This window comes from Micromonospora maritima (genome assembly GCF_902825405.1).
Taxonomy (GTDB): domain Bacteria; phylum Actinomycetota; class Actinomycetes; order Mycobacteriales; family Micromonosporaceae; genus Micromonospora; species Micromonospora maritima.
On the sequence record NZ_CADEAU010000121.1, the window covers coordinates 1 to 13,094 of the forward strand.

Below are 13,094 nucleotides of genomic sequence, written 5' to 3' on the forward strand. Positions count from 1 at the left end.
GCCACGACCGCCGAAGCAGCCGCGCCCGCCGAAGCAGCGCCGGGGCGGGACCCCGCCGCCGGTGGCGCCTCCGCCGGGCTGGCAGGCCCCCAAGGGGTACGTCCCGGTGCCGGTACGCCGTCGCCGGCGCTGGCCCTGGCTGTTGCTGCTCTCCGTGGCGTGCTGCTGCGGCGTGCCGCTCTGGTGGGTCCAGCCGCTGTCCAGCCAGTACCCGGCCAGCGCCACCCTCCCGGAGCAGCTCGACTCCCTGCGGCTGCGCCAGGACCAGGGCAGCCAGGCGGCGGCCGAGGACCTGAAGAACCGGGTACGCCAGGCGGACTGGCTCGCCGAGGACACGTTCGCCGGCATCTACACCACGAACGACGGCAAGCGGGTGACCCTGTTCGGCAGCACCGGCTTCCGGTTCAGCCCGGAGTCCGACGCCGAGGCGGAGCTGAAGCGCCTCGCCGGCGACTACGACCTGCAACCCTCGGTGACCGTGGACACCGGCGTACGCGGCCGGCACGAGCGCTGCGCGGTCGGCCGGGCGGACGGCGACGCGGTGGTGGTGTGCACCTCGGTCGACCACGGCAGCCTCGCCACGGGCGTGTTCACCCGGCTGTCGGTGGACGACAGCGGCCGGCTGCTCGACGAGCTGCGCCAGCAGGTCGTGGTCCCGAAGCAGTCCTGAGCGCCCCGCCTCAGGCGGGCGCCTCGCCCGGCGTCTGCTCGGTGCGCCTCGGGGCGTAGCGCGGGACGTACTCCTGGCCGGTGAGCTTCTGGATCTCCGACATCATCTCGTCGGTCATGGCACGTAGCGAGGTCCGGTCGTCGGCCCGGCCGGTGAAGTCCAGCGGCTTGCCGAACCTGATGGTGATCTTGGCACGGCCGGGTCGGGGCACCCGCGTGCCGATCGGCTGGGCCTTGTCGGTGCCGGTCACGCCGACCGGGATGATGGGCACCCCGGCCGCCACCGCGAGCCGGGCCGCGCCGGTACGCCCGCGATAGAGCCGCCCGTCCGGCGAGCGCGTGCCCTCCGGGTAGACGGCGACCAGGTCACCGGCCTTGAGCACCGGGATCGCCGCGTCGAACGCGGACAACGCCGCCCGTCCGCCGGCCCGCTCGACCGGGATGGCACCCAGCCCGGTGAGCACGAACTTGGAGAAGCCACCCTTGAGCCCGGTGCCGTTGAAGTACTCCGACTTGGCCCAGAACGCCAGGTGCCGGGGGACCACCGTGCCGAGGAGCAGTTCGTCGGCGACGGAGAGGTGGTTGCCCGCGAAGATCGCCCCGCCGGTCGCCGGGATGTGCTCCAACCCCTCCACGTGCGGACGGAAGGCCAACCGGAGCGCGGGCGCCACGGTGAGCTTGCCGATGGTGTAGAGCAGGGGCACGGGTCCTCCGGCGGTCGTACGTGAAACAGGCGCTGTCACGGTAGCCGACGCCGTCACCGTCGGCCGAGCGGGTGGCCAGCAGTCCACCGCCGGTGAACCGGGTTAGGAAGGGGCCCTTCCTCTACCGAAAGCGTTAAGAAGGGCCCCCGCCTTACACCTCAGACGCGGCGGACGCTCACCACGACGCGCTCGCCGTCGCCGACCTCGCCGGCGAAGCCGTCGAGCCCCTCGGCGAAGTCGACGGTGTCGGCGAGCACCTCCCGCGCCACGAAGTCGGTGTACGCGGCGACCGCCGCGCGGACCTCCTCGGAGGCCGAGACGGCCACCGCGATGCGGTCCGAGACGTCCAGGTCGGCGTCCCGCCGGGCCTGCTGCACCACCCGGACCACGTCCCGGGCCAGCCCCTCGGCGGCAAGTTCCGGGGTGACCTCGGTGTCCAGCACGACCACGCCCTCGCCGCCGGGCAGCGGCGCCGAGTGCTCGGCGTCGGCGGCCACCAGGCGCAGTTCGTACTCGCCCTCGGCGAGGGCGACCCCGGCGGCGACCGGGGTGCCGTCGCGCAGCTCCCAGTCCCCCGCCTTGACCGCCTTGATCACCTGCTGGACCGCCTTGCCGACGCGCGGGCCGAGCGCCCGCGGCACCACGGTCAGCACCTGCTGGCAGTAGGCGTCCACGTCGTCGGCGAGGACGACCTCCTTCACGTTCACCTCGTCGGCGACCAGGTCGGCGAACGGCCGCAGCTGGGCCGCGACCGGCGAGGCCACGGTCAGCTTCGCCAGCGGCAGCCGGACCCGCAGGCCCTTGGCCTTGCGCAGGGACAGCGCCGCCGAGGCGACCGCCCGCACGTTGTCCATCGCGGAGACCAGCTCGTGGTCGGCCGGGAACTCCGCCGCCCGGGGCCAGTCGGTCAGGTGCACCGACCGCTCGCCGGTCAGCCCGCGCCAGATCTCCTCGGCGGTCAGCGGCGCCAGCGGCGCCACCACCCGGCACAGCGTCTCCAGTACGGTCCAGAGCGTGTCGAACGCGTCCGCGTCGCCGGCCCAGAACCGGTCCCGGGACCGGCGCACGTACCAGTTGGTCAGCGCGTCCAGGTAGGCCCGCACGGTCGCGCAGGCGCCGGAGATGTCGTACGCGTCCATCTGCGCGCCGACGGTCGCCACCAGCTCGTTCGTCTTCGCCAGCACGTACCGGTCGAGCACGTTCGCCGAGTCGGTACGACGACGCGCGGTGTGGCCGTCGGCGTTGGCGTAGAGCGAGAAGAAGTACCAGACGTTCCACAGCGGCAGCAGCACCTGGCGCACCGCGTCCCGGATGCCCGCCTCGGTGACCGCCATGTCGCCGCCGCGCAGCACCGGCGAGGACATCAGCATCCACCGCATCGCGTCCGAGCCGTAGGCGTCGAACACGTGGTAGACGTCCGGGTAGTTGCGCAGGCTCTTGGACATCTTGCGTCCGTCCGAGCCGAGCAGGATGCCGTGGCTGAGGCAGTTGCGGAACGCCGGCCTGTCGAACAGCGCGGTGGCCAGCACGTGCATGGTGTAGAACCAGCCGCGGGTCTGCCCGATGTACTCGACGATGAAGTCACCCGGGTAGTGGTGCTCGAACCACTCGCGGTTCTCGAACGGGTAGTGCACCTGGGCGAACGGCATCGAGCCGGACTCGAACCAGCAGTCCAGCACCTCCGGCACCCGGCGCATCGTCGACCTGCCGGTCGGGTCGTCCGGGTTGGGGCGGACCAGGTCGTCCACCGCCGGCCGGTGCAGGTCGGTCAGGCGTACGCCGAAGTCCCGCTCGATCTCCTCCAGCGAGCCGTACACGTCGACCCGGGGGTAGGTCGGGTCGTCGGACTTCCACACCGGGATCGGCGAGCCCCAGAACCGGTTCCGGCTGATCGACCAGTCCCGGGCGTTGGCCAGCCACTTGCCGAACGAGCCGTCCTTGATGTGCCCGGGCGTCCAGTTGATCTGCTGGTTCAGCTCGACCATCCGGTCCTTGAACGTCGTCACCGCGACGAACCACGACGACACCGCCTTGTAGACAAGCGGGGTCTCGCAGCGCCAGCAGTGCGGGTAGGAGTGGGTGTAGGTGTCCTGCCGCAGCACCACCCCCCGCTCCTTCAGCTCCCGGATCACCGGCTTGTTCACGTCGAAGACCTGCTCGCCCTGATAGGGCGGGACCAGCGCGGTGAACCGGGTGTGGTCGTCCACCGTGACGACGGTGGGGATGCCGGCCGCGTTGCAGGTGTTCTGGTCGTCCTCGCCGAAGGCGGGCGCCAGGTGGACGATTCCGGTGCCGTCCTCGGTGGTGACGAAGTCCGCCCCGAGCACCTGGTAGGCGTTCGGCCCGGCCGGCTCGACCAGGAAGTCGTAGAGCGGCGTGTAGCGGCGTCCGACCAGGTCCCGGCCGTGCACGGTGCCGACCTGCTCGTAGCCCTCCAGCTCCTTGGCGTACGCGCCGAGGCGCGCGGCGCCGACGACGTAGCGCTCGCCGTCACGCTCCAGCAGCGCGTACTCGATGTCGGGGCCGACGGCGAGCGCCAGGTTCGACGGCAGCGTCCACGGCGTGGTGGTCCAGACGCCCAGCTTGACCGGGCCGCGCAGCGGCTCCGGCGCGTCCTCGTCGGCGGTCAGCTCGAACCAGACGGTGAGCGTCGGGTCGTGCCGGTCCCGGTAGACGTCGTCCATCCGGGTCTCGGTGTTCGACAGCGGGGTCTCGCACCGCCAGCAGTACGCCAGCACCCGGAAGCCCTCGTAGACCAGACCCTTGTCGTGCAGGGTCTTGAAGGCCCACATGACGCTCTCCATGTAGTCCAGGTCGAGCGTCTTGTAGTCGTCGGCGAAGTCGACCCAGCGGGCCTGCCGGTTGATGTACCGCTCCCAGTCCTGGGTGAACTCCAGCACGCTGGTGCGGCAGACCTCGTTGAACCGGTCCACGCCGAGGTCGAGGATCTCCGCCTTGGTGGTGATGCCGAGCTGCTTCTCGGCCACCACCTCGGCCGGCAGCCCGTGGCAGTCCCAGCCGAAGCGGCGCTCGACGCGTCGCCCGCGCATGGTCTGGTAGCGGGGCACCACGTCCTTGACGTAGCCGGTGAAGAGGTGGCCGTAGTGCGGCAGCCCGTTGGCGAAGGGCGGGCCGTCGTAGAAGACGAACTCGTTGCCGGCGTCGCCTGCGACGCCGCCGTCGCCACGGTCCGTCGGTTCCGGTTGCCGGCCGGAGGCCGGCCTGGCCTCCACTGACGCTTCGAAGGTCTTGTCCGCGGTCCAGTGCTCCAGCACCCGACGCTCGACGGCGGGCAGGTCCGGGCTCGCCGGGACGCCGGCGCCGCTGGGGTCGTGCAACGGATAGGCCATCGCCTGTCGCTCTCCTCGCGCAACTCACTCGTCGGTGGGTCTGCGAGGACGAACCCGGTGGGTACGCCCGAAGGGGCGCTCCCGGGGTCCGCGGTACCACCCCGCTTGACGGTCGAGGTGCGACCGCCCGCTCGTTGGTCGGCTGTGACGGGCCGTCCCGTCCGGTTCTACTGAGCCGGTCTCCCGGCCGTTCTTCCGGAGGCTCGCCGGTGATGGCCGGGTCGTAGCCTGTTCACCCACCAGCCTACTCGATCCCCCACCCGCCCCACCCCCGACCGCCCTCCGTCCCGGCGATCATGAGGTGTGACCGGCACGTCAACGACGGTTGTCCGGACCCCGGCATGAGCGCCGTCACACCCCGTCACACCCGGGCGGCCGTGGACCGTCCTGTCCGCGTACCCGAATTTCCGAGGAGGCGGCGATGAGCCGGATCGACATGGCGGCGGTGGCGCCGGAGGCGTACCGGGCCGTGCTGGGCCTGGAGAAGTACGTCCGGGCGAACGTGGACCGGACGGTGCTGGAGCTGGTCAAGCTCCGGGCGTCGATGATCAACGGCTGCGCGTTCTGCGTCGACATGCACAGCCGGGAGGCGCTGGAGGCCGGGGAGGACAGCCGGCGGCTGTTCGCCGTCGCGGCGTGGCGGGAGGCGCCGTTCTTCGACGAGCGGGAGCGGACCGCGCTGGCCCTCACCGAGTCGGTGACCCGGCTGGGCGAGCACGGCGTGCCGGACGACGTCTGGGACGCCGCGGCGAAGGTCTGGTCGGAGAAGGAACTCGCGGACCTGGTGACGGCGATCGCCACCATCAACGTGTGGAACCGGGTCGCGGTGACCTGCCGGACCCAGCCGCCGGCGCTTACCTGACGGCGGACGTGCGACGGCCCCGGTCCCCGCGAGACGCGGGCCGGGGCCGTCGGCCGTTCCGGTCAGCCCAGCTCGGGGAACCAGAGCGCGATCTCGCGCTTGGCGCTGTCGGTCGAGTCGGAGGCGTGCACCAGGTTCTCCCGGTTCGACAGCGACAGGTCGCCCCGGATGGTGCCGGCGGCGGCCTTGCGGCCGTCGGTGCTGCCGATCATCCCGCGCACCACGTCGATGACCTCATCGCCGGAGAGCACCAGCGCCACCAGCGGGCCACCGGTCATGAACGTCTTCAACGGCGGGTAGAACGGCTTGTCGACGTGCTCGGCGTAGTGCTGGTCGGCGAAGTCGCCGTCCATGGTCCGGCTCACCATCGCGTCGATCCGCAGGCCCTTGCGCTCGAAACGGGACAGGATCTCGCCCACCAGACCACGGCGCACCGCGTCGGGCTTGATCAGTACGAGCGTCCGCTCGTCCGGGCTGCTGCTGGACACGCTGGTTTCCTCCTGCGCACTCAAACGGGGTCGGGCTGGGTACGGTCAGCGTAGCGACCCGGTCCCGGCGCCGGCGCGGCGGCTGTGTCTTCCCTGGCCCGCCGCGGCGGCCTAGCCTGGCCCTGGAACCCCTGGGAGGTCCACTGTGGCGAATGGCGGGAACCGCACGATCGCGCCGGTACGCAAACTGATCGGCGCGGTGCTCGGCACCGTGGCCACCTTCGTGACCGTGTTCGGGCTCGGCATGACCAGCTGGGCGATCGTCGCCCTCGGCGTCGCGCTGCTGGTGCTGGCGATCGCCCTGGCCACGGTACGCGGCGGCGGCCGCACCTGGGTGGTCGGCCTGGGGCACGTGCACAGCGCGTCCGAACCACCCACCCAGTACGCGTTCGGTCGCTGTGAGCTGCAACTGGTGATCGACGCCCCCGGGCTGCCACCCCGCTCCAAGAAGATCATCGAGCCCCGGGTGCCGGTCGCGAAGTGGCCCTCCCTCGGGCAGGCGCTGCCGGTGCGGGTGGCCCTCGACGACCAGCGGCACGTGCGCGTGCTCTGGGACGAGGTGCCGACCCACGCCGAGACGGCCGCCGCGGTCGCCGACCTCCCACCCGAGTACGCCGGCCCGGACCCGCTCGACGACCCCCTCATCGCGCAGGAGGCGCCGCCGTGGGCCGGACGCGCCCCGGAGGACGAGTTCCGCGACGACTACCCGCCCGCGCCGGATCCGTTCCTGGACGACGTCCCACCCCGACCCGAGGACCGCGAGCCGGTGGTGGTGCACCAGCGCCCCGGCGGCCCGGTGGTGCTGGAGGGGCAGCTGGTCGAGCCGGGCGCCGCCGGCCCGCTTCCCCGCCGCGCCCCGGCGCCCCGTACCCCGGTCGAGGAGCCGACGACGGTGCCGGTCGCCACCGTGCCGGTCGACCCGATCGACGTTCCGCTGGACGAGCCGGCGGACGCGTCGGATCGTGTGGACGCGCCGCCCACGGCCGAGGAGCTGGACGAGGCCATCTTCGGTCCGGCCGGCACCGACGAACCGGACGAGCTGGCCAGCCCGATCAGCGGTGTCGGCATCACCCTGCTCGTCACCGACCTGGACCGGTCCCTCGACTTCTACCGCGAGCTGGGCTTCGACGAGATGGACCGGGGCGAGGGCAACGCCGTGCTCTCCTCCGGGCCGACCCGGCTGGTGCTGCGCCGGGTGACCGGGGCCGCCCCGATCAGTCGCCGGCTGGTGCACGTCAACCTGGAGGTCGACGACATCCAGGCCGCGTACGAGCGGCTGCGCGAGTCCGGCGTCCGGTTCACCTACGCGCCGCGCGTGGTCAACCGGGGCACCAAGCTGGAGGTGTGGGCGGCGGCGTTCCGCGACCCCGACGGTCACGGCGTGGCGCTCACCCAGTGGCGCACCCTCGCCGACGCCCCGATGTAAGGACGGGCCCCTTCTTAACGCCTCAGGTAGAGGAAGGGGCCCTTCTTAACACGCGGAACCACGCGACGGCGCTCAGCCGAGAATGACCCGCCGCACGTGCAGCGCGTACGCCCACACCAGCGCGAAGATCACGCCGAGCACGAACAGCGACCAGTGCAGCAGCCCGGAGAGCAGCAGCAGTCCCTGGAGCACGGTGCCGGCGTGCCACGCCCAGGGGCGGCGCATCATGCCGGCCAGCACCACGCAGGCCACCGCCAGCGCGACGATCGCGCCGACCGCCTCCCCGCCCAGGTCGCCACCGACCACCCGGATCGGCTGGATGGCCAGCAGCAGCACCAACGCCTCCAGCGCCATCGTGCCGGCACCGAGCCCGCGTACCGCCTTGTCCGGGTTGCGCAACCCGGACCGGCGCTCGCCGTCCGCCGGCTCCGAGCCGCCCGGCTGCTCCGGACCGGCCGGCTGCTCAGCGCCGGTCGGGCGCGGCTGCGGGCCGGTCATCGCTTCAGCAGCCGGCGGGCGTCGGCCACGGTCACCACCGATCCGGTGATCAGCACGCCCACCCCGGACAGTTCGCCCGGCACGTCGGACTCGGCCTCGGCCACCGCCGTCTCGATGGCGTCGGGCATCTCGCGGGCCACCTGGACCCGGTCCGGCCCGAAGACCTCCCGCGCCAGCTCGGCCAACTCGTCGACGGGCATGGCCCGGGGCGAGCTGTTCTCCGCCACCACGACCGAGTCGAGCACCGGTTCGAGCAGTTCGAGCAGGCTCGCGGCGTCCTTGTCACCGAGCACCGCCAGCACGCCGACGAGCTTGCTGAACGCGAACTCCTCCTGCACCGCGGCGACCGTGGCGGCCATGCCGTGCGGGTTGTGCGCGCCGTCGAGCAGCACCGTCGGCGCGGTGCGGACCCGCTCCAGCCGGCCCGGCGAACTGGTCGCGGCGAAGCCCTCACGGACCGCCTCGACGTCCAGCTGCCGCCGCGTCCCGGCGCCGAGGAAGGCCTCCACCGCGGCCAGCGCCACGGCGGCGTTCTGCGCCTGGTGCGCGCCGTGCAGCGGGATGAAGATCTCCTCGTACACCCCGCCCAGGCCCTGGATGGTCAGCACCTGGCCGCCGACCGCGACCGCCCGGCGCAGCACCCCGAACTCGGCGCCCTCGCGGGCGACCGTGGCGTTGACCTCGGCGCAGCGCTCCAGGATCGGCCGGGCCGCCTCCTCCTCCTGCGCCGCCGCGATCACGGTGGCACCGGGGTGGATGATGCCCGCCTTGTGCAGCGCGATGTCCTCGATCGTGTCGCCGAGCCACTCCGTGTGGTCCAGCCCGATCGGCGTGATCACGGCGACGCCCGCCTGGATCACGTTCGTCGCGTCCTCCGCGCCGCCGAGCCCGACCTCCACCACCGCCACGTCGACCGGGGCGTCGGCGAAGGTGGCGAACGCCAGCGCGGTGGTCATGTCGAAGTAGGTGAGCGGCTCGGCGGACCGCTGGTCCACCAGCTCGGCGAGGGGCGCGATCTCGCGGTACGTGGACACGAACCGCTCCTCGCTCACCGGCTCGCCGTCCAGGCTGATCCGCTCCCGGACGGTCTCCAGGTGCGGGCTGGTGTACCGGCCGGTGTGCAACCCGAACGCCCGCAGCAGCGAGTCGATCATCCGGGCCGTCGAGGTCTTGCCGTTGGTGCCGGTCAGGTGGATCGACGGGTACGCCCGCTGCGGGCTGCCCAGCAGGTCGAGCAGGCTCTCGATCTTCTCCAGCTCGAAGTGCATCCGGGTGAAGCCGCGCCCGTTGAGCGCGGCCTCCACCTCGGCGAACGCGGGGTCGGTGCGGTCACTCATGAGGGCAGCGCCTCCAGGGCGGCGTCGATCCGGACCAGGTCCGCCTCGGCCACCGCCAGTCGCTCACGGATCTTGGCCACCACCGGCTCGGGCGCCTTGCCGACGAACGCCGGATTGTCCAGCTTCGCCCGCGCCTGAGTGGCCTCCTTCTCGGCCGCCGCCCGGTCCTTGGTGAGCCGGGCCCGCTCGGCGGCCACGTCGATCGAGCCACGGGTGTCCAGTGCGACGCTCACCGCGCCGGGCATCGCCAGCGTGGCGCTCGCCTGGAAGTCGTCGCCGGGCGCGTCCAGCCGGGCCAGCGATCGGACCAGCGGCTCGTGCGACGCGATGCCCGCGCCGGCCAGGCCGTCGAGCCGCGCCGCGACCCGCTGGGTAGGCCGCAGCCCCTGGTCCGACCGGAACCGCCGGACCTCGGTCACCACCCGCTGGAGGGTGCCGACCTCGGCCTCCGCGGCGTCGTCGACCAGGGTACGGTCGGCGACCGGCCAGGCCGCCGTCAGCACCGTCTCGCCGCCGCCGAGCGCGGCCCACAGCTCGTCGGTGACGAACGGGATGACCGGGTGCAGCAGCCGCAGGAGCTGGTCCAGCACGTGACCCAGCACCCGGCGGGTGGCGTCGGCGGCGGGGCCGCCCTCGGCCAGCACCGGCTTGCTCAGCTCCACGTACCAGTCGCAGACGTCGTCCCACGCGAAGTGGTAGAGCAGGTCGCAGACCTTCGCGAACTCGTACGCCTCGAACTGCTCGTCCACCTCGGCGGTGACGTGCGCGAGCCGGGACAGGATCCAGCTGTCGACGGTCGACAGGTCGCCGGCGGCCGGCAGCGGGCCGTCCGTGTGCGCGCCGTTGAGCAGCGCGAACCGGGTGGCGTTCCAGAGCTTGTTGCAGAAGTTGCGGGAGCCCTGGCACCACTCCTCGCTGACCGGCACGTCCTGGCCGGGGTTGGCGCCCCGGGCCAGCGTGAACCGGGTGGCGTCGGCGCCGAACCGGTCGATCCAGTCCAGCGGGTCGACCACGTTGCCGAACGACTTCGACATCTTCTTGCCGTGCTCGTCACGGACCATGCCGTGCAGCGCCACCACGTCGAACGGCTGCACGCCGTCCATCGCGTACAGGCCGAACATCATCATCCGGGCGACCCAGAAGAACAGGATGTCGTAGCCGGTGACCAGCACGCTGGTCGGGTAGAACTTCGCCAGGTCGGGGGTGCGCTCCGGCCAGCCGAGCGTGGAGAACGGCCACAGCCCGCTGGAGAACCAGGTGTCCAGCACGTCCTCGTCCTGCCGCCAGCCCTCGCCGGTCGGCGGCGCCTCGTCCGGGCCGACGCAGACGATCTCGCCGGCCGGGCCGTACCAGACCGGGATGCGGTGGCCCCACCACAGCTGGCGGGAGATGCACCAGTCGTGCATGTTGTCGACCCAGGCGAAGTAGCGCTTGGCCAGCTCGGCCGGCTCGATCTTCACCCGGCCGTCGCGCACCGCGTCGCCGGCGGCCTTCGCCAGCGGCGCGGTGTTGACGAACCACTGCAACGACAACCGTGGCTCGACTGTCGTCTTGCACCGCGAGCAGTGCCCCACCGCGTGCAGGTACGGCCGCTTCTCCGCCACGATCCGGCCCTGCTCGCGCAGCGCCGCGACGATCGCCGGGCGGGCCTCGTAGCGGTCCAGGCCCTGGAACGGACCGGGAGCGGTGATGACGCCGCGCTCGTCCATGATCGTCAGCGACGGCAGGTCGTGCCGCTGGCCGATCTCGAAGTCGTTGGGGTCGTGCGCCGGGGTCACCTTGACCATGCCGGTGCCGAAGCTCGGGTCGACGTGCTCGTCGGCGACGATCGGGATCCGCCGGTCGGTGAGCGGCAGCTCCACCTCGGTGCCGATCAGGTGCCGGTAGCGCTCGTCGTCCGGGTGCACCGCCACCGCGGTGTCACCGAGCATGGTCTCGGCCCGGGTGGTCGCCACCACGACCTCGTCGCCGTAGCGGATCGAGACCAGCTCACCCTCGTCGTCGGTGTGCTCCACCTCGATGTCGGACAGCGCGGTGAGGCAGCGCGGGCACCAGTTGATGATCCGGTTGGCCCGGTAGATGAGCCCGTCGTCGAAGAGCTTCTTGAACATGGTCTGCACGGCCCGGGTGAGGCCCTCGTCCATGGTGAAGCGCTCACGGTCCCAGTCGACCGCGTCGCCCAGCCGGCGCATCTGGCCGAGGATCGCGCCACCGGACTCGGCCTTCCACTGCCAGACCCGCTCGACGAACTTCTCCCGCCCGAGGTCGTGCCGGGACAGCCCCTCACCGGCGAGCTGCCGCTCGACCAGGTTCTGGGTGGCGATGCCGGCGTGGTCCATGCCCGGCAGCCAGAGCGCCTCGTACCCCTGCATCTTCTTGCGCCGGGTGAGCGCGTCCATGAGCGTGTGCTCGAACGCGTGGCCCATGTGCAGCGAGCCGGTGACGTTCGGCGGCGGGATGACGATGGTGAACGGCGGCTTCTCGCTGTCCGCCGACGCCCGGAAGTGCCCGCCGGCTACCCACTGCTCGTACCGTCGCTGCTCTACCTCGCCGGGCTGGTACTGGCCGGCAAGGGTCGGGGCGTCGGGGCGTCGGGCATCCAGTCTCTCGGTCACCCTGAAAGTCTACGGAGCGCTTTGGGAGACCTGACGTGCGCCACCTGTGATTCGCGTACGGTGGCGGGCATGTCCGACGCGCATCTCACCGAGCGTCCGGTCGACGGGGGTCACGGTCCGCTCGAACTGACCGACGAGCCGATCAACCTGAGCCGCCGCGACCCCGCGCTGGAGCCCGACCGGCGGCCCGTGTCCCGTCGCCGCAAGATCGTGCTGGCCGCCCTCGTGGCGGCCGGCCTCGCCGGCGCCGGAGCCCTCGGCCTGGGCGGCTGGCGGGTGGTCCAGGAGAAGGACGCCCGGCTGACCCAGCCCGCGGAGGTGGCCGGGCTGCGCCGGGACGACAGCGACCGGGCCCGCAGCACCGCCGACTACCTGCGCGACGGGTTCGCCGCCGACATCGAGCTGGACCGCAGCTTCGGCGCGGTCTACACCGACCCGGGCGACGCCAAGCGGTCCGTGCTGCTGTTCGGCGGCACCACACTGCTCTGGCAGCCGGAGCGGGACCTGGACACGCTCTTCGGGCTGATGGCCGACGAGACCGGCAAGGTGGCCGGGCTGCGTGAGGTGGACGCGGGCCGGCTGGGCGGCGTGATGAAGTGCGGTACGACGAGCGGTGACGGCGGCGACTTCACGGTCTGTGGCTGGGCGGACCACGGCAGCGTCGCGATGGGCATGTTCCCGGGTCGACCGGTGGACGACGCCGCGACGCTGTTCCGCCGGCTCCGCGAGGGTATCCAGAGCCGCTGATCCCGAGCGGGCCCGGTCACCTTCCCCGGCATGACGCGCTCTCGCCGTCCCGCGCTCCCGCCGTCCCGCTACCGGAGCCGTCCCCGTTCCCGGTGGCGGTTCCGCTCCGCGCGCGCCCCGCCACTTCCCCGTCTCGGCGGCCCGGTCCGTCACTTCGGGGAGGTGGCGGTATCGGCACCGCCTTGACCCCGCCACTTCCCCGAGCTGCCGGCTGGCCCGCCGGTTCGGGGCGGTAGCGGTGTCGGTGTCGGTGCCCGGAAATGCGTCAGGGCCACCCCGATGGGGGTGGCCCTGAGCTGAAGATTGTCCGGCGGTGTCCTACTCTCCCACACCCTCCCGAGTGCAGTACCATCGGCGCTGGAGGGCTTAGCTTCCGGGTTCGGAATGTTGCCGGGCGT

Annotated in this window: 9 protein-coding genes, 1 rRNA gene and 1 pseudogene; 4 read left to right on the plus strand and 7 right to left on the minus strand. The window is 72.3% G+C overall.

Going from position 1 to position 13,094, the window contains the following annotated elements; translation table 11 throughout:
* Positions 1–670: pseudogene (locus HUW36_RS13860) on the plus strand (hypothetical protein); the annotation flags it as partial.
* A gap of 10 nt (positions 671–680) precedes the next feature.
* Here HUW36_RS13860 and HUW36_RS13865 read toward each other — a convergent pair.
* Together HUW36_RS13865 and ileS are read right to left on the minus strand one after the other, a co-directional pair.
* Positions 681–1,373, minus strand: a complete 693-nt coding sequence (locus tag HUW36_RS13865; RefSeq protein ID WP_174528541.1) for a lysophospholipid acyltransferase family protein — start codon at positions 1,371–1,373, stop codon at positions 681–683.
* 158 nt (positions 1,374–1,531) lie between these two features.
* Positions 1,532–4,723, minus strand: coding sequence for an isoleucine--tRNA ligase (gene ileS / locus HUW36_RS13870; protein WP_174528542.1), 3,192 nt, complete (start codon positions 4,721–4,723; stop codon positions 1,532–1,534).
* 421 nt (positions 4,724–5,144) lie between these two features.
* On the opposite strand from ileS, the gene HUW36_RS13875 reads away from it, so the two are divergent.
* Positions 5,145–5,585: a carboxymuconolactone decarboxylase family protein gene (locus HUW36_RS13875; RefSeq protein WP_174528543.1), complete on the plus strand. Its 441-nt coding sequence runs from the start codon at positions 5,145–5,147 to the stop codon at positions 5,583–5,585.
* 62 nt (positions 5,586–5,647) lie between these two features.
* Here the strand turns inward: HUW36_RS13875 and ndk are convergent, their stop codons facing one another.
* The gene (gene ndk, locus HUW36_RS13880; RefSeq protein ID WP_174528544.1) at positions 5,648–6,073 is read right to left on the minus strand and encodes a nucleoside-diphosphate kinase; all 426 of its coding nucleotides are present in this window, start codon (positions 6,071–6,073) and stop codon (positions 5,648–5,650) included.
* A gap of 145 nt (positions 6,074–6,218) precedes the next feature.
* Here ndk and HUW36_RS13885 point away from each other — a divergent pair, with 145 nt between their 5' ends.
* Positions 6,219–7,499 (plus strand): VOC family protein, encoded by a 1,281-nt coding sequence (locus HUW36_RS13885; protein WP_174528545.1) that lies wholly within the window; start codon positions 6,219–6,221, stop codon positions 7,497–7,499.
* Positions 7,500–7,571: 72 nt separating this feature from the next.
* On the opposite strand, the gene HUW36_RS13890 is transcribed toward HUW36_RS13885, so the two are convergent.
* Genes HUW36_RS13890 through HUW36_RS13900 form a run of 3 tightly spaced genes read right to left on the minus strand, consistent with a single transcriptional unit; the run spans position 7,572 to position 11,949 of the window.
* On the minus strand, positions 7,572–7,997 hold the full coding sequence (locus tag HUW36_RS13890) for a DUF4233 domain-containing protein (protein ID WP_174528546.1): 426 nt from the start codon (positions 7,995–7,997) through the stop codon (positions 7,572–7,574).
* Entirely contained in the window at positions 7,994–9,334 is a 1,341-nt protein-coding gene (locus tag HUW36_RS13895) for a bifunctional folylpolyglutamate synthase/dihydrofolate synthase (RefSeq protein WP_174528547.1), read from the minus strand. The genes HUW36_RS13890 and HUW36_RS13895 overlap by 4 nt, the downstream gene beginning before the upstream one ends.
* A complete protein-coding gene (locus HUW36_RS13900) occupies positions 9,331–11,949 on the minus strand; it encodes a valine--tRNA ligase (RefSeq protein ID WP_174528548.1) in 2,619 nt (872 codons plus the stop codon). The genes HUW36_RS13895 and HUW36_RS13900 overlap by 4 nt, the downstream gene beginning before the upstream one ends.
* A gap of 69 nt (positions 11,950–12,018) precedes the next feature.
* On the opposite strand from HUW36_RS13900, the gene HUW36_RS13905 reads away from it, so the two are divergent.
* Positions 12,019–12,696, plus strand: a complete 678-nt coding sequence (locus HUW36_RS13905; RefSeq protein ID WP_174528549.1) for a hypothetical protein — start codon at positions 12,019–12,021, stop codon at positions 12,694–12,696.
* Between the two features lie 305 nt (positions 12,697–13,001).
* Here the strand turns inward: HUW36_RS13905 and rrf are convergent.
* Positions 13,002–13,094, minus strand: a 5S ribosomal RNA gene (rrf, locus tag HUW36_RS13910); the annotation flags it as partial.

Excerpts from the sequence above, each read along its gene's own strand:
- ileS (WP_174528542.1), bottom strand. The coding sequence starts at position 4,723 with ATGGCCTATCCGTTGCACGACCCCAGCGGCGCCGGCGTCCCGGCGAGC.
- HUW36_RS13905 (WP_174528549.1), top strand. The coding sequence starts at position 12,019 with ATGTCCGACGCGCATCTCACCGAGCGTCCGGTCGACGGGGGTCACGGT.
- HUW36_RS13890 (WP_174528546.1), bottom strand. The coding sequence starts at position 7,997 with ATGACCGGCCCGCAGCCGCGCCCGACCGGCGCTGAGCAGCCGGCCGGT.
- HUW36_RS13875 (WP_174528543.1), top strand. The coding sequence starts at position 5,145 with ATGAGCCGGATCGACATGGCGGCGGTGGCGCCGGAGGCGTACCGGGCC.
- HUW36_RS13895 (WP_174528547.1), bottom strand. The coding sequence starts at position 9,334 with ATGAGTGACCGCACCGACCCCGCGTTCGCCGAGGTGGAGGCCGCGCTC.